We start from the raw sequence: 15,146 nt of genomic DNA, 5'->3' as shown, positions 1-15,146 counted from the left end.
TTAAACCAATAACCAATAAACCAGCGGCAGGCTAACCAGCCCAAGTAAAATACCAAAGCCAATAATACCGCTGACTAGCCGTGGTGCCAGGCCTGCCATAATGGCAATAGCGCCAGCAGAAATCATTGGCGGCATTGCCGCCTGAAAAATACTGATATCAACTGCCAGACCAGTTTGGCCGAGACCGCGCCAGATAGCCCAGGCTAACAACGGCATCATTAATAACTTAATGGTTAATGCCGAAACCAGCGGTGATATTTCACTTTTACTAAACCGAAAGCTTAGCTGAAAACCCACGGCAATCATTACTACCGGCACCAAAGTAGCAGCAAGGTTGTTGATCAGGGCGTCGGCTAAAGACGGGAAACTAACGTTTCTTAGCAGTAATCCGGCCAGCAGAGCAATAAAAGACGGAAAACTGATAATTTTAATGATGATACTTTTTACGGTGGGTTTGCTGACTTGCGGGCTGTAAATCGCCGCGATTATCGTGACGTAGGTAGCCAGGGCAATAAAAGAGCCCACTTGATCATATACCACTGCATAAGGCATGGCACTACTGCCAAACAGCGCCTGGGTCATCGGAAAGCCTAAAAATGAGGTATTGCCAAGTGGCAGCACAATCAGCAACGCGCCGGTAACTTCCCGCGTCCAGCCAAACAATTTACTTAACAGCAATACCGCCGCGACTACGGCCAGCAGCAGAAACCAGGGGGTGAGTGCCGGAATTAATAACTCGCTGGAAAACTGTAGCAGCGGTACATTTTTTAAAATCAGCGCTGGTAAAGCGACATAAAGTACATAGATATTCAGTACTATGCCGCTATTTTCCGGCATTGCCGGCAGCCGGCGTAAGCTAAAACCGATAACCAGATACGCCAGTACCAGGTAAAAATTATCCATTACTGCTCGCTTATCCGCTGCTCTTTTGCAGCTTTTGAAAGTTGTTTAAGCTGATACTCAGCTTTACTGGCGGTTGCCCGGTCTGCCATAGCCAGCTGATAAACCAGCTGCAAAGGCCCTTTACCGCGCAGTGCTTTAGCCCCCCCACGCAGCTCGCCATTGTGTTGCCGTAAGCGCCTGACCGGATCGGTGCTGATACCGGTATAGAGCTGGCCTGCGGCGGTGCGTATCATATAAAGAAACCAGGGACTTGTTGTCATTGTGCTGAATATCTTGTTTTGCGTGCTTCTGTTATAATCGCACTTTATTTTGCCGTTGCCAGTCTGGCACAGGCACAGTCAGGATCATCAATGTCGTTTCAATCTTTAGGGCTGGCAGAGCCTATTTTACGGGTATTAACCGAGCAGGGTTATACCGAGGCTACACCCGTGCAACAACACAGTATTCCGCTTATTCGCTCCGGCAAAGATGTGCTGGCCGGAGCGCAAACCGGTACCGGTAAAACCGCAGCCTTTACTTTACCACTGCTGCAGCACTTGCTCAATGCACCGAAAGTGTTAACTGCCGGTCAGGTAAGAGTTTTAGTGCTTACTCCGACTCGTGAGCTGGCGCAGCAGGTGCACGACAGCGTGCTAACCTACAGTCGTCATGTCAGTTGTCGCAGCGCAGTGTTTTATGGTGGCGTGTCAATCCGGCCGCAGTATGATGATGCCGAGCAGGGGCTGGATATTCTGGTGGCTACGCCTGGCCGGTTGATTGATCATTTGCATCAGCAAACCATCGATTTAAGCCAGCTGGAAGTGCTGGTGCTGGATGAAGCTGACCGGATGCTGGATATGGGCTTCGTGGTAGATATTAAACGCATCATGGCCAAGTTGCCGCCGAAACGACAAACCTTGCTGTTTTCGGCCACCTATTCCAATGACATTAAGCAACTGGCCGATGAACTATTAGACAAGCCGGTGCTGGTGGAAGTGGCGGCAGCTAACGCTACTGCTGACCGGGTAAGCCAGCAGGTGTATCTGGTTGATAAGCATCGTAAGCGGGAAATGCTGTCGCATTTAATTGGCGCCCGCAACTGGCCACAGGTGCTGGTGTTTGTCCGCACCAAACATGGTGCTGACCGCTTAGCCAAACAACTGCAGAAAGATGGTTTAAAGACGGCAGCAATTCATGGCGATAAAAGCCAGGGCGCCCGCACCAAAGCATTAGCCGATTTTAAAGCGGGGTCGGTAAGGGTATTAGTGGCGACCGATATCGCTGCCCGCGGCCTGGATATCAGCGAGTTACCCTATGTGGTAAACTACGATTTACCGCAGGTCGCTGAAGACTATGTGCACCGGATTGGCCGTACCGGCCGCGCCGGGATGAGTGGCAGTGCGGTAACGCTGGTCACGCCGGAAGATGTGGGCGCCTTACAGGATATTGAAAAGCTAACCCAACAAGTGTTAAACACTGAAGTGTTGCCAGGTTACGAGCACGATCCCAGCTATAAAGCACCGAACGAAGCGGTGGCCCGCAAACCAGGCCAGCGGCCCGGGCGTCACGACGGTGCCGCCAAACGCCAGGCGCAGGGTAAACTAAAAGCCAAACTGAGAGCGAAGGCTCTCGGCAAGGCTTAACTGCGATACAGGGTTTTAATCAGGTGAAAACCAAACTGGGTTTTCACCGGGCCATGCACTTCTAATACCGCCTGCTTGAATACGACATCGTCAAAGGCTTTCACCATCTGGCCTTTACGAAACTCGCCTAAATCGCCACCTTTTTTGCCTGACGGGCATAGCGAGTGTTGCTTAGCTAATTTGCCAAAGTCAGCACCTTTGGCTAATTGCTGTTTCAGTTTTTCGGCTTTTTCCCGGGTTTTAACCAGAATATGTAAGGCACAAGCTTTGGACATAAATTAACCCGCAGGCTGCTGCTGGGTAATACAGTGAATATTACCACCGCCCAGTAAAATTTCCCGGCCAGGCACGGTAACCACCTGATGATCCGGATACAGCTGCTGTAATATTTCAGCGGCAACTTTATCATTTGGGTCATCAAAGGTGGGCATAATCAGGCCGCCATTACACAAATAAAAGTTAATGTAAGAGCCTGCCAGCCGGGCATTGGCCTCGCGCGGAATAGCGCTTAAGGTCGCATCTACTGTGGCATATTCGTCTGCCTTGGCAATAATTGGCTTAGGCAGCGGCAGTTTATGTACTTTAATTTTCCGGCCTTTGGCGTCAGTGCTGGCCTCTAAATAGTCCAGTGCCGCTTTGCTGCGCGCATACTGCGGGTCGTTTTGATCGTCAGTCCAGGCTAATACCACTTCGCCGGGTTTTACAAAACAGGCCATGTTATCAACGTGACCATCAGTTTCGTCGTTAAAAATACCGTCTTTCAACCACAATACTTTGCTGATCCCGAGGTACTCTGCCAGTATTTCTTCAATTTTTTCCCGGCTTAAATGCGGGTTGCGGTTGGTATTGAGCAAACATTCTTCCGTGGTTAGCAAGGTACCTTCACCATCAACATGGATAGCGCCGCCTTCGAGCACGAAACCTTCGGTGCGGTAACGGGGTATATGCTCAATACCCAGAATTTTACCGGCGACCTGATCGTCATATTGCCACGGGAAATACAAACCGCCGTTCAGGCCGCCCCAGGCATTAAACGTCCAGTCGATACCGCGCACTTCACCTTTGTCATTAGTAACAAAAGTCGGGCCGGTATCACGGCACCAGGCGTCATTGTTAGATATTTCTACCACCCGCACCGGATACAGCGCGCCAGCTTTGCTCAGCTGCGCTTCGGCATTGGCATATTGTGCCGCCGACACGCCAACCGTTACCGGTTCAAAACGGGCAATAGCAGCAATAACGGCGCAAAAAGCCTGCTGGGCCGGCTTGGCACCCATCCGCCAGCTATCGGTCCGCTCCGGCCATACCATCCAGGTTTGTTTATGCGCTGCCCATTCGGCTGGCATGCTAAAACCATCGTGTTTGGGGGTGGTTGGGAGTAAGCGGCTCACTTGCTGTTCTCCGGGTTTACTTTGCCATCTTTGGTTAACACTGTATCGTAAATGTCGATACGACGGTCGCGAAACAGGCCCCAGGCCCGGCGATCAGCGGCCACTTTGTCTAAATCGAAAGTATGCACCAGCACCGCTTCGTCAGTTTCGTTTGCTTCCTGCACTTTAGCGCCGGTGGCATCGGCAATAAAGGAGCTGCCATAAAAGGTAATATGGAAATCACCTTCAGTTTCGGTACCAATCCGGTTTGACGCTATCAGCGGCATTAAATTTGCTGCGGCGTGGCCCTGCTGGGTGCGCTGCCAGTGGTCCCGCGAATTGATTGTGGCATCATGTGGTTCACTGCCGATAGCGGTTGGATAAAACAGCAACTCTGCGCCCATTAATGCCATGCTGCGGGCGCACTCTGGAAACCACTGATCCCAGCAAATGCCGACGCCAATTTTGGCATAGCGGGTTTGCCACACCTTAAAGCCGGTATCACCCGGGGTGAAATAATACTTCTCGCTGTAACCCGGGCCATCCGGAATATGACTTTTGCGATAGGTGCCGAGGTTTTCACCATCGGCATCGATAATCACCACACTGTTGTACAGGCAGTTACCGGCGCGCTCGTAGATACTGATTGGTAGCACTACATTCAGTTCTTTAGCGATTTTCGTGAAATGCTGAACAGCCGGGTTTTCCTCTACCGTGGTAGCAAATTCCAGGTAAGCCGGCTTTTGCTTCTGACAAAAGTAGTTACGTTCAAACAGCTCCTGCAGCAGAATGATTTGGGCACCCTTGGCCGCTGCGTCGCGCACCAGCTTTTCGCCACGGGCGATGTTTTCTTCCACATTCCAGCCGCCCACCATTTGAGTCGCAGCAACGGTTACATTACGCATCAGTTATCTCCAGCAGAAGGTTTAAACCAACAGGCTAGCATTCATAACAATACTTGCCAAACAGGGCGCGCAAAATGCCGCATTTTTGTGCTGTCGTCAACGATTTTCGCTTTTTTCTGATGCTGACGTACAATACGGTCAAGCGGGATTATTGAGGCCAGATAGGACAATGAAAACAGTGGCAAAAAATACCTCTGAGCAGCTGACTGTTGATGTCGCGGTGGTTGGCGGTGGCATGGTTGGTGCGGCTGTTGCGCTCAGCCTGAGCCAGGCGGGTTTACAGGTGGCGTTGATTGAAAAGCAAGCGCCAGTAAGTTTTGAGCCTGACAGTGCGCCGGATTTGCGGGTATCGTCAATTAACCTGGCCAGTGAAGCCTGGTTAACCAGGCTTGGCGCCTGGCAACCATTACAACAAATGCGGCTGTGTCCTTATCAGCGGCTGCAGGCGTTTGAGCAGCCGCAAAGTTTGGTTACCTTTGATGCTGCCGATGTTAAGAGTAGCCACCTTGGCCATATTGTTGAAAATAATTTGCTGCAGCTGGCACTGTGGCAGCAATTCCCGGCTAATCTGGCACTGTTTTGTCCGGCGTCGGTTTTGGCGCTTAGTCAAGCCTCAGACAGCGCCTTACTCACTTTAGATAACGGCCAGCAGCTTAGTAGCAAATTAGTCATCGCTGCTGATGGTGGTAATTCGCAGTTACGCCAGTTAGCCGGTATTGGCACCAATGGCTGGCAGTATCAGCAAGCCTGTTTAGTGGCATTGGTCAACACGCCTTATCCACAACAGGATGTTACCTGGCAGCAGTTTACCCCAACGGGCCCGAAAGCGTTTTTGCCGCTGCCAGGCCAGCAGGCGTCGATAGTCTGGTATGAAGATACACCACGGGTAAAACAGTTGGCAGGCCTTAAGCCTGAGCAACTTACCCAGGAGTTGCTAAAGGCTTTTCCTGCGCAGCTGGGAAAGGTAGAAGTAGTGAGTAGCAGCTGGTTTCCGTTAGCGCGGATGGATGCCAACAGTTATTACTCGGGTAGAGTGGTGCTGGCAGGTGATGCCGCCCATACCATTAATCCGTTGGCGGGGCAGGGGGTAAACCTTGGCTTTGCCGATGCAAAGCTGCTGACTGAACTGATTATCAGCGCCCACCAACAACAGCAGGATATTGGCAGCGCTGGGTTGCTAAGCCGCTATCAGCGCAAACGTAAACCGGCTAATTTACTGATGATGAGTACTATGGATGGCTTTTATCAGCTATTTGGCAATGATATCGCCCCGCTGCGCAACCTGCGCCAGCTGGCCCTGACGGTTGCCTCGCGCAGCAGCATGCTGAAAACCCTGGTTGCCCGCTATGCTGTTGGTAGCGAATAACTGACCGAGTGCGAAGCGCGAGGGACAAACTCGTCCGGAACGAGTTTGAACAGCTTTAGCTGGCCCAGGGGGTGTAGGGCAGGATGCCCGGAATAGTTGCTGTGGCGAGCACAAAAGAAGTTGTAACCGGCAGGACTAACACCGGAGCTAATAAACAAAAACCCAGCCGGGGCTGGGTTTTCTAAATATGGCAGGGGCGCCAGGATTCGAACCTGGGCATGGCGGGATCAAAACCCGCTGCCTTACCGCTTGGCTACGCCCCTGCAGAAACTGCTTACTTGCTTGTTATGGTGCGGAAAGAGAGACTCGAACTCTCACGCCTCGCGGCGCTGGAACCTAAATCCAGTGCGTCTACCAATTCCGCCATTCCCGCAAACATAGGAAAATTAAGTGGTGGCTACAGCGGGAATCGAACCTGCGACCCCAGCATTATGAGTGCTGTGCTCTAACCAGCTGAGCTATGTAGCCACGCTAACTTGTCCTAAGCAAGTGGCGCGTATTATGCTGATCTGACATATTAGCGTCAACCGTTTTTTTGCGTTTAGTGCTCTGGACGGGTGTGTTTGCTGTTTTTATACGCAAAACCGGGCCGATAAAAAAAGCCGCTGCAATGGCAGCGGCTTTTCATAAGCAAAAACCGTATTAAACGTTAAAGCGAAAATGCATTACATCGCCATCTTTTACAATATAATCTTTGCCTTCCAGCCGCCATTTGCCGGCTTCTTTCGCGCCTGCTTCGCCTTTAAAATTAACAAAATCATCATAGCCCACTACTTCGGCGCGGATAAAGCCTTTCTCAAAGTCGGTGTGAATAACCCCGGCGGCTTGTGGTGCTGTGGCGCCAATAGCGACAGTCCAGGCCCGCACCTCTTTAACCCCTGCGGTAAAGTAGGTATGTAAGCTCAGCAGCGAATAACCACCGCGAATAACCCGGTTTAAACCTGGCTCTTCCAGGCCCATGTCGGTCATGAACTCTGCTTTTTCGTCATCTTCCAGCTCAGCAATTTCTGACTCAATGGCGGCGCAAACCGGCACTACGATGGCGCCTTCTTTATCCGCTATGGCTTGGACGATATCCAGATAAGGGTTGTTTTCAAAGCCGTCATCGGTCACGTTGGCAATGTACATGGTTGGTTTAATGGTTAAAAAGTTCATATAGGCAATCAGGGCTTTTTCTTCTTTGTCCAGCTCCAGCTGGCGTAAGGTGTTGCCTTGCTCTAAATGGGCTTTTACTTTCTCCAGGACCAGTATTTCGGCTTTGGCGTCTTTATCGCCACCCTTGGCTTTTTTACTTACCCGGAAAATAGCACGCTCGGCGCTGTCCATGTCTGACAGCACCAGCTCCATATTGATAGTATCGATGTCATCAGCCGGGTCTATTTTACCGGCAACGTGAATAATGTTTTCATCATCAAAACAGCGAACGACATGGCCAATCGCATCGGTTTCGCGAATATTCGCCAGAAACTTATTGCCCAGGCCTTCACCGCGGGAGGCGCCTTTGACCAGACCGGCAATGTCGACGAATTCCATGGTGGTAGGAATGACCCGTTGCGGTTTAACAATTTCAGCCAGTTTGTCCAGCCGTAAGTCAGGTACCGGTACTACGCCGGTATTGGGCTCAATAGTACAAAACGGGAAGTTGGCTGCTTCAATGCCTGCCTTGGTTAACGCATTAAACAAGGTAGACTTACCGACGTTAGGCAGGCCGACAATACCACATTTGAAACCCATAATAATTTTCCTTCAGGCTGTGTTGCTGGCCGCAGGGCTAGCTGGCTTTAAAACTGTGTAAGCGATGCTGGGCTTTTACTAAGCCGTCGCGCGCCAGAATGTCAAAGCAACTTACTGCCTCAGCAATGCTGGCATCTATTAATTTTTGTTCACTGGCCGGGGCTTTGCCCAGCACAAAACCGGTCACCTGATCTTTATGGCCGGGATGACCAATACCCAGGCGTAACCGGTAAAAATTCGGGTTGTTACTCAGACGCGCCATAATATCGCGTAAACCATTGTGGCCGGCATGGCCGCCACCCAGTTTAAATTTAGCAATGCCAGGCTCTAGCGCCAGCTCATCATGCGCCACCAGAATGTTTTCCGGTGCCAGCTTATAAAACTGCGCCATGGCTAATACGGCTTTACCGCTGAGATTCATATAAGTAGAGGGGATAAGCAGTTTATATTCCTGGCCGGCACAAATGAATTTACCGGTATAACCAAAGAACTTACTGTCATTTTTCAGGCTGACATTAAAGGCATGAGCCAGCTTTTCTACAAACCAGACCCCGGCATTGTGCCGGGTATGCTGGTACTCGGGGCCCGGGTTACCCAGGCCCACGATTAACTGAACAGTGGCAGGTAATGCGTCAGACATTACTCAGCAGTTTCAGTTTCTTCTTCTGTATCAACGGCTTTACCAGCAGGCTTGTTCACAGATACCACTGGCAGGTCATGGCCTTCACCTTTGTTTAACTGAACAAAACTAACACCTTTAGGTGCTTTAATGTCAGTCAGGTGCAAGGTAGTACCTACTTCAACATCAGCCAGGTCAACTTCGATAAACTCTGGTAAGTCTTTTGGTAATACGCTGATTTCAATTTCGTTCAGGGCGTGAATAACTACACCGCCTTTTTTGATTGGCATTTCTTCGTTTAAGAAATGGATCGGAACGATAGTGGTCAGTTCGTGGCCAGCTTCAACGCGTTGGAAGTCAACGTGCATGATTTTTGGCTTGTACGGGTGACGTTGCATATCTTTAACGATAGCCTGGATCTTCTCTTTACCGACAGTGATGGTCAGGATGTGAGAGTAGAATGCTTCAAAGCTTTGCGCTTTTAACAGCTTAGAGTGCTCTAAAGTAACAGATAAGGCATCTTTATGTCCGCCATAAATGATGGCTGGAACTTTGTCTTCGTGACGCAGGCGGCGGCTCGCACCTTTCCCCAGGTCAGTACGGACTTCTGCAGTTAACGTGAAAATTGCATCAGACATGATGTACTCCAATAAAGTGATTGTTGTTGCGGCTTGCGACCAGCCCCAACCTGATTGCCCCTTCAAAAGGCGCGACATATTACCACCAGCACCGGATAGCTGCAAATGAAAAAGGCGCCAACAGGCGCCTTAGTAAAAGCGGATAACGGTTTTAGTCAAACATTGACGAGATAGACTCTTCGTTGCTGATCCGGCGAATACACTCTGCCATCAGTTCACTTAAGGTAAGCTGGCGCACCTTGCTGACGGCTTTCATGGCTTCAGACAGTGGAATAGTATCAGTAATTATCAGCTCATCAATGACCGAATTACTGATAATTTCCGGGGCGTTGCCAGAGAATACCGCGTGGGTGGCATACGCAAATACCCGTTTAGCGCCTTGCTCTTTTAACGCTTCTGCGGCTTTACACAAGGTGCCGCCGGTATCAATCATGTCATCGACGATAATACAGTCGCGGTCTTTGACGTCACCAATAATGTGCATTACCTGCGACACGTTGGCCTTTGGCCGGCGTTTATCAATAATGGCTAAGTCAGCGTCGTTTAATAGCTTGGCCACGGCACGGGCCCGGACTACACCACCAATATCCGGCGATACCACCACCGGTGATACCAGTGATTTCTTGCGCATGTCTTCCAGCAATACCGGGCTGGCAAATACGTTGTCTACCGGCACATCGAAGAAGCCCTGAATTTGTTCGGCATGTAAGTCAACGGTAAGCACCCTGTCTACCCCGACACTGGACAAGAAGTCAGCGACAACTTTAGCGGTGATAGGCACCCGGGCTGAACGTACCCGACGGTCCTGACGGGCGTAGCCAAAGTAAGGTATGACAGCAGTGATCCGGCCGGCAGAAGCGCGGCGTAATGCATCCACCATGACAATTAACTCCATTAAATTGTCATTGGTTGGGGCGCAGGTTGACTGAATAATAAATACATCAGAACCACGAACATTCTCATTGATTTGTACGCTAACTTCGCCATCACTGAAACGGCCAACGTCGGCATCTCCCAGTTTGATGTAGAGACGGCTGGCAATTTTGTTAGCTAGATCTGGTATGGCGTTACCAGCGAAAACCTTCATGTCGGGCACAGTAGGATCCTCAGGGCGGTGGTGAGTCCGGTTAAATCATTAAATGCCGTTGTTACAGGCATCAGGCGTTGAATTCCGTATCTGCCAACGCCGCCATTACCGGCGACTGGTTGACTCCCTTTGCAATAAATCCGCGACAGCTTGCCGGCAGATGAGCTAGGGCATGCTGAGCACTGGCCGCGTCCGGAAATTCGGCGAACACACTGGCGCCAGTACCCGTCATTCGACACGGCGCATATTCTACCAACCACTGTAAGGTTAATGCAACAATCGGCTGCAGCTGTTCGACCAGTGGCTGACAATCATTGCGCCATGGACTGCTAAACAACGTATCCAGACTAAGGGGTGGGCTGTTACGGATTAAATCCGGATGCTGGAAAATCGCTGCAGTACTGACATGGCAGGGCGGCGTGACCACTAAATAGGTTTTTTCAGGCAGGTGCACCGGTACTAATATTTCGCCTACACCTTCGGCAAAAGCGCTGAAACCCCGGACAAACAACGGCACATCGGCGCCCAGTTGCAGCCCCAGTGCTGCCAGTTGTGCTTGGCTTAGTTTTAGCTGCCATAGGGTGTTTAACGCCAGCAAGGTGGTGGCAGCATCGGATGAACCGCCACCAAGGCCGCCGCCCATCGGTAGCTTTTTATCCAGCACTATATCGCAGCCAAGCATGCAACCGGTGTGTTGCTGCAATAAACGGCCGGCTTTAATGATCAGGTTATCCGGCCCCTGCAAGGTCGGATCACTGCATTGCAAATTCAGTTGATTATCGGCGCGTGGGGTAAAATGTAGCTCATCGCCAACGTCCAGTAACTGAAATAGCGTTTGTAAGTTATGGTAGCCATCTGCGCGGCGCCCGGTAATATGTAAAAATAAATTGAGCTTGGCCACGGCAGGCAGGCTTAAGGTCATAATTGCCAGCTCCGGATATGAAAACGAATTTTGGTGTCATCGCTGGTTAAATTAATTTTTTGCGGTAAGGCCAGTTCATCGGTAAAAAAGCTCTGATAGCGCAATTGCCAGGCAATACCGGTACTATCTACCAGCTGAAACGCCTTAACCCGGCCGAGTTCGTCATACTCGATGGCCGTTGCCGCCTGCCCCGGCATACCCTTAAGCCACAGCGGCATATCGGCCAGCGGCATAGACCAGCCGGCAAGTTGCCACAGTAAGCTGCTGGTATCGACAGCCTGATACTGCTCTCCGCGCAGCAGAATACTGCTGCCATCAGCGTTATTGGTCAGCTCGAATAAGCTTATTCCTAAGAAATTAGCCAGCCGCGCTTTATAGTGTTCAGTGTTATGCTGTTGCCAGGTCAGGTTACCACTGACTGATTCATCCGGCGTTTTAATGCCAACAGAAGCCTGCACCGTATATTGTTCAATAGCAGTTATTCGCTCCAGTCGCTTTGAACTGTCCAGCGTTTTTGCTGGTGCGGGTTGGGAAAGCAGGCTGCAACCACTGGTTAGTAACAGTAATGCGACCAGAGTTAACCACTTAATTGTTACTGACACGCTGAAAGTCCTTAGTTACGCTTTTCTTAATATGGGGTTTTTCGTACAATTCGCCCCTGACAAACTTGATGATACAGGTGATGGCCATCTTTGCACTAGGCATAAATCATAAAACAGCACCGGTTGGCTTACGGGAAAAAGTGGCATTTGCCCCGGAACAGGTGCATGAAGCCTTGCGTGAACTGGCTACAGCCACGGCGGTTACCGATGCTGTTATTTTATCGACCTGTAATCGTACTGAGTTGTATTTTAATGGTACAAACAGCCAGGCGGAACAGGTAATTGCCTGGTTAGCACAATTTCATCAGTTAAACGTCAATGAGCTGCAACCCCACCTGTATTTGCATCATGATCGGCTGGCTGCCGAGCACCTGATGCGGGTAGCCGCCGGGCTCGATTCGCTGGTGCTGGGTGAGCCGCAAATCTTGGGCCAGGTAAAGCAGGCCTATAACCAGTCCCGCCAGGCTGGTACCATCAATCCACAATTTGAACGTTTATTTCAGAAAACCTTTGCGGTAGCTAAAGACGTCCGCACCAACACCGATATCGGTGCCAATGCGGTATCCGTCGCATTTGCTGCAGTTAGTTTAGCAAAGCAAATTTTCGGCAAGCTGGAAAAGGTCAGGGTGCTGTTGATTGGCGCCGGTGAAACTATTGAGTTGGTAGCACGTCATCTGGCCGAGCAGGGCGCTCGGGAGCTGACAGTGGCGAATCGCACCTATGAGCGGGCAGTGCTGTTAGCGGAGCAGTTTAATGCCAAAGTCATTACACTGTCACAGGTGCCGGCGCAATTACCGCAGGCTGATATTGTGATCAGCTCTACCGCCAGTACCTTGCCGATAGTAGGCAAAGGCATGGTTGAACAGGCATTGAAGCAGCGCCGGCATAGGCCAATGTTTCTGGTCGATTTAGCGGTGCCACGTGATATTGAACAACAGGTAGGTGAGCTCGAAGACGCGTATTTATATACGGTAGATGACTTGCAAAGTATAGTGGCGCAAAATGTCAGCTCGCGCCAGCAAGCGGCGGAGCAGGCGGGTGACATGATCCGGTTGGGGGCAGAAGATTTTCTGCAGTGGCTGCAGCTACAGGGTAACGTTGACTGGGTGCGCGATTATCGACAGCGTTGTGAACAAATTAAAACCGACTTACTGGGCCGGGCTCTTAATCAGTTGGCGGCAGGCCAGGATGCGGAGAAGGTGCTGACTGAACTGGCCAACAAACTGAGTAACCGGCTGATGCACAGCCCCACTAAAACCATCCGTCAGTTACTGCAACAAGAGGCCAGTGAGCCGCAGGCACTGATCAACAGTTTATTAGATATTTAAACAGGTAACAGACCTAACATGAAAGAATCGGTATACCGCAAGCTGGAAGGCTTGGTGGAACGGCATGAAGAAGTACAGGCGTTGTTAAGTGACCCGGGTGTCATTGGCGATCAGAAACGCTTTCGCGAGCTGTCTAAAGAATACAGCCAGCTGGAAGATGTCAGCAAAGCATTCAATCGCTTTCGCCAGGCACAACAGGATTTAGCAGCAGCTGAAGAAATGCAGAAAGACAGCGACCCTGATATGCGGGAAATGGCGCAGGAAGAATATAAGAGCGCCCGGGCGGCTATTGAGCAGCTGGAAAAAGAGCTGCAATTATTGTTGCTACCCAAAGATCCTAACGACAGTAATAACTGCTTTTTAGAAATCAGAGCCGGGGCCGGTGGGGATGAAGCCGCCATTTTTGCCGGCGATGTGTTCCGGATGTACAGTCGTTTTGCCGAGCGGCAGCGCTGGAAACTGGAAGTCATTAGTGCCAGTGAAGGTGAACATGGTGGTTTTAAAGAAGTGATTGCCAGTGTGCAGGGTGAGGGCGCATATGGCGTACTTAAATTTGAATCCGGCGGCCACCGGGTACAGCGGGTACCGGCTACCGAATCGCAGGGCCGGGTGCATACCTCGGCCTGTACCGTGGCCATTATGCCTGAGATCCCGGAAAGCGAAGCGATTGAAATTAACCCGGCTGATTTAAAAGTAGATACGTACCGGGCCTCGGGCGCGGGTGGCCAGCACGTAAACCGTACCGACTCAGCCATCCGGATAACCCATTTACCTACCGGCATTATTGTTGAATGTCAGGATGAGCGCTCACAGCATAAAAACCGGGCGCGGGCGATGAGTGTATTGCAATCGCGAATTCAGGCCGCTGAAGATGAAAAACGCCGGCTGACCGAAGAGTCGACCCGGCGTTCGCTGGTCGGCAGTGGCGATCGCTCTGAGCGGATCCGTACTTATAACTTCCCGCAGGGGCGGCTAACTGACCATCGGATTAACCTGACCATTTACCGCTTGAATGAAGTGATGGAAGGCGATCTGGAACTCGTGCTGGAACCGCTTAATCAGGAGCACCAGGCTGACTTACTGGCAGCGCTGGCAGACGAAAACCGCTGATATGACTCTGGCACAATGGCTGCAGCAGGCTACCCGGCAACTTAGCGATATATCGGTACTGGCGGCTGATGATGCCAGGTTATTGCTATGTCATCAGTTAAACGTCAGCAGCAGCTATTTGTATAGCCATGGCGACGTCAAGCTTAGTGATTCTGATCTGCTGACCCTAAACCAGTTGCTTAACCGGGCGGTGCAGGACGAACCCATCGCCTATATTCTTGGCAGTTGGCCGTTCTGGAATATTGAGCTTGAGGTTGCACCTTGCACCCTGATCCCGCGGCCTGATACTGAATTGCTGGTAGAGCAGGCGCTTGCATTACCTTTGCCGGCAACGGCCAGCGTACTGGACTTAGGCACCGGCACCGGTGCTATCGCCCTGGCGCTGGCCTGCAATAAGCCGTCATGGCAGGTAACAGCAGCCGAGAAGATCACCGCAGCAGTTGAACTGGCCCGGCGCAACGCCAGGCGCTTAGCAGCAAAAAATTGTACTGTCGTGCAAAGTGACTGGTTTGAGGCATTGCAAGGCCAGCAATTTGACTTGATTGTCAGCAACCCCCCTTATATTGAACCTGACGACCCCCATCTGGCAGCACTGCAGCATGAGCCTGTTTCTGCATTGGTAGCAGCAGAGCAAGGCCTGGCCGATTTAGCGGTGATTTGTCAGCAGGCACCCGCATATTTGACCCGGCAAGGCTGGTTGTGGCTGGAGCACGGTTACAATCAGGCTGATCCGGTACAACAGTTATTAACGGCTGCCGGCTTTAGTCAGGTGCAGTCACGCAAAGATTACGGTGGTAACTGGCGGATCAGTGGCGGTCGTCTCAACCGCTAAAGGATTTAGCAACAAAGTTTTGACCGGCAAGGCATTAGCGCATATAACTATTTAACGTTTCTTCTGCTAGTTTCTAGTGACAGCTATCTGATTTTCGGAGCCCGCCTT

General features: G+C 51.1%; 16 protein-coding genes and 3 tRNA genes. 5 read left to right on the top strand and 14 right to left on the bottom strand.

The annotated features are described in order from the left end of the window. Together KG631_RS14175 and KG631_RS14170 are read right to left on the bottom strand one after the other, a co-directional pair. The gene (locus KG631_RS14175) at positions 1-903 is read right to left on the bottom strand and encodes an AEC family transporter (RefSeq protein ID WP_214000329.1); all 903 of its coding nucleotides are present in this window, start codon (positions 901-903) and stop codon (positions 1-3) included. Further along, the gene (locus KG631_RS14170) at positions 903-1,136 is read right to left on the bottom strand and encodes a GIY-YIG nuclease family protein (RefSeq protein WP_214000328.1); all 234 of its coding nucleotides are present in this window, start codon (positions 1,134-1,136) and stop codon (positions 903-905) included. Before KG631_RS14170 ends, KG631_RS14175 begins: the two co-directional genes overlap by 1 nt. Positions 1,137-1,253: 117 nt before the next feature. On the opposite strand from KG631_RS14170, the gene KG631_RS14165 reads away from it, so the two are divergent. Next, entirely contained in the window at positions 1,254-2,525 is a 1,272-nt protein-coding gene (locus KG631_RS14165; RefSeq protein WP_214000327.1) for a DEAD/DEAH box helicase, read from the top strand. Here the strand turns inward: KG631_RS14165 and ppiC are convergent. The 3 genes from ppiC to aguB are packed head-to-tail and all read right to left on the bottom strand — an operon-like array spanning position 2,522 to position 4,803. Then, positions 2,522-2,800, bottom strand: coding sequence for a peptidylprolyl isomerase PpiC (gene ppiC, locus KG631_RS14160; RefSeq protein WP_214000326.1), 279 nt, complete (start codon positions 2,798-2,800; stop codon positions 2,522-2,524). The two genes, KG631_RS14165 and ppiC, sit on opposite strands and share 4 nt — an antisense overlap. Before the next feature lie 3 nt (positions 2,801-2,803). Next, positions 2,804-3,916: an agmatine deiminase gene (gene aguA, locus KG631_RS14155; RefSeq protein ID WP_214000325.1), complete on the bottom strand. Its 1,113-nt coding sequence runs from the start codon at positions 3,914-3,916 to the stop codon at positions 2,804-2,806. Further along, entirely contained in the window at positions 3,913-4,803 is an 891-nt protein-coding gene (gene aguB / locus KG631_RS14150; RefSeq protein WP_365869138.1) for an N-carbamoylputrescine amidase, read from the bottom strand. Before aguB ends, aguA begins: the two co-directional genes overlap by 4 nt. 166 nt (positions 4,804-4,969) lie before the next feature. Between aguB and KG631_RS14145 the strand changes: the two genes are divergently transcribed. Next, the gene (locus tag KG631_RS14145) at positions 4,970-6,166 is read left to right on the top strand and encodes an FAD-dependent oxidoreductase (protein WP_214000323.1); all 1,197 of its coding nucleotides are present in this window, start codon (positions 4,970-4,972) and stop codon (positions 6,164-6,166) included. A 188-nt stretch (positions 6,167-6,354) separates the two neighbouring features. On the opposite strand, the gene KG631_RS14140 is transcribed toward KG631_RS14145, so the two are convergent. The 9 genes from KG631_RS14140 to lolB form a co-directional block, all read right to left on the bottom strand. Then, positions 6,355-6,429: transfer RNA gene (locus KG631_RS14140), tRNA-Gln, on the bottom strand. Positions 6,430-6,454: 25 nt separating this feature from the next. After that, positions 6,455-6,539, bottom strand: a tRNA-Leu gene (locus KG631_RS14135). 18 nt (positions 6,540-6,557) lie between these two features. Continuing rightward, positions 6,558-6,634: transfer RNA gene (locus KG631_RS14130), tRNA-Met, on the bottom strand. Positions 6,635-6,808: 174 nt separating this feature from the next. After that, positions 6,809-7,900 (bottom strand): redox-regulated ATPase YchF, encoded by a 1,092-nt coding sequence (gene ychF, locus KG631_RS14125; protein ID WP_214000322.1) that lies wholly within the window; start codon positions 7,898-7,900, stop codon positions 6,809-6,811. A 37-nt stretch (positions 7,901-7,937) separates the two neighbouring features. Then, positions 7,938-8,540, bottom strand: a complete 603-nt coding sequence (pth, locus tag KG631_RS14120) for an aminoacyl-tRNA hydrolase (protein WP_214000321.1) — start codon at positions 8,538-8,540, stop codon at positions 7,938-7,940. Continuing rightward, positions 8,540-9,157, bottom strand: a complete 618-nt coding sequence (locus KG631_RS14115; RefSeq protein WP_214000395.1) for a 50S ribosomal protein L25/general stress protein Ctc — start codon at positions 9,155-9,157, stop codon at positions 8,540-8,542. The genes pth and KG631_RS14115 overlap by 1 nt, the downstream gene beginning before the upstream one ends. Before the next feature lie 151 nt (positions 9,158-9,308). Then, positions 9,309-10,244, bottom strand: coding sequence for a ribose-phosphate pyrophosphokinase (locus tag KG631_RS14110; RefSeq protein ID WP_245861606.1), 936 nt, complete (start codon positions 10,242-10,244; stop codon positions 9,309-9,311). A 70-nt stretch (positions 10,245-10,314) separates the two neighbouring features. Beyond that, positions 10,315-11,166: a 4-(cytidine 5'-diphospho)-2-C-methyl-D-erythritol kinase gene (ispE, locus tag KG631_RS14105; RefSeq protein WP_214000320.1), complete on the bottom strand. Its 852-nt coding sequence runs from the start codon at positions 11,164-11,166 to the stop codon at positions 10,315-10,317. Then, on the bottom strand, positions 11,163-11,768 hold the full coding sequence (lolB, locus tag KG631_RS14100) for a lipoprotein insertase outer membrane protein LolB (protein ID WP_214000319.1): 606 nt from the start codon (positions 11,766-11,768) through the stop codon (positions 11,163-11,165). Before lolB ends, ispE begins: the two co-directional genes overlap by 4 nt. Positions 11,769-11,848: 80 nt before the next feature. Between lolB and hemA the strand changes: the two genes are divergently transcribed. Genes hemA through prmC form a run of 3 tightly spaced genes read left to right on the top strand, consistent with a single transcriptional unit; the run spans position 11,849 to position 15,038 of the window. Next, on the top strand, positions 11,849-13,096 hold the full coding sequence (gene hemA, locus KG631_RS14095; RefSeq protein ID WP_214000318.1) for a glutamyl-tRNA reductase: 1,248 nt from the start codon (positions 11,849-11,851) through the stop codon (positions 13,094-13,096). Positions 13,097-13,114: 18 nt separating this feature from the next. Further along, on the top strand, positions 13,115-14,206 hold the full coding sequence (gene prfA / locus KG631_RS14090; protein ID WP_214000317.1) for a peptide chain release factor 1: 1,092 nt from the start codon (positions 13,115-13,117) through the stop codon (positions 14,204-14,206). Position 14,207: 1 nt separating this feature from the next. Next, complete coding sequence (prmC, locus tag KG631_RS14085; protein ID WP_214000316.1) at positions 14,208-15,038, top strand: peptide chain release factor N(5)-glutamine methyltransferase; 831 nt, start codon at positions 14,208-14,210, stop codon at positions 15,036-15,038. Positions 15,039-15,146 lie beyond the last annotated feature (108 nt).

This window comes from Arsukibacterium sp. (assembly GCF_018402695.1).
GTDB lineage: Bacteria > Pseudomonadota > Gammaproteobacteria > Enterobacterales > Alteromonadaceae > Alishewanella.
Note: the sequence above shows the minus strand (reverse complement) of the source record. Positions and strands in the feature narration are given on the sequence as shown.

Bases quoted from the DNA above. Each gene is read 5' to 3' on its own strand.
- KG631_RS14175 (WP_214000329.1), bottom strand. From the start codon at position 903: ATGGATAATTTTTACCTGGTACTGGCGTATCTGGTTATCGGTTTTAGC.
- KG631_RS14170 (WP_214000328.1), bottom strand. From the start codon at position 1,136: ATGATACGCACCGCCGCAGGCCAGCTCTATACCGGTATCAGCACCGAT.
- KG631_RS14165 (WP_214000327.1), top strand. From the start codon at position 1,254: ATGTCGTTTCAATCTTTAGGGCTGGCAGAGCCTATTTTACGGGTATTA.
- ppiC (WP_214000326.1), bottom strand. From the start codon at position 2,800: ATGTCCAAAGCTTGTGCCTTACATATTCTGGTTAAAACCCGGGAAAAA.
- KG631_RS14145 (WP_214000323.1), top strand. From the start codon at position 4,970: ATGAAAACAGTGGCAAAAAATACCTCTGAGCAGCTGACTGTTGATGTC.
- ychF (WP_214000322.1), bottom strand. From the start codon at position 7,900: ATGGGTTTCAAATGTGGTATTGTCGGCCTGCCTAACGTCGGTAAGTCT.
- pth (WP_214000321.1), bottom strand. From the start codon at position 8,540: ATGTCTGACGCATTACCTGCCACTGTTCAGTTAATCGTGGGCCTGGGT.
- KG631_RS14115 (WP_214000395.1), bottom strand. From the start codon at position 9,157: ATGTCTGATGCAATTTTCACGTTAACTGCAGAAGTCCGTACTGACCTG.
- KG631_RS14110 (WP_245861606.1), bottom strand. From the start codon at position 10,244: ATGAAGGTTTTCGCTGGTAACGCCATACCAGATCTAGCTAACAAAATT.
- ispE (WP_214000320.1), bottom strand. From the start codon at position 11,166: ATGACCTTAAGCCTGCCTGCCGTGGCCAAGCTCAATTTATTTTTACAT.
- hemA (WP_214000318.1), top strand. From the start codon at position 11,849: ATGGCCATCTTTGCACTAGGCATAAATCATAAAACAGCACCGGTTGGC.
- prfA (WP_214000317.1), top strand. From the start codon at position 13,115: ATGAAAGAATCGGTATACCGCAAGCTGGAAGGCTTGGTGGAACGGCAT.
- prmC (WP_214000316.1), top strand. From the start codon at position 14,208: ATGACTCTGGCACAATGGCTGCAGCAGGCTACCCGGCAACTTAGCGAT.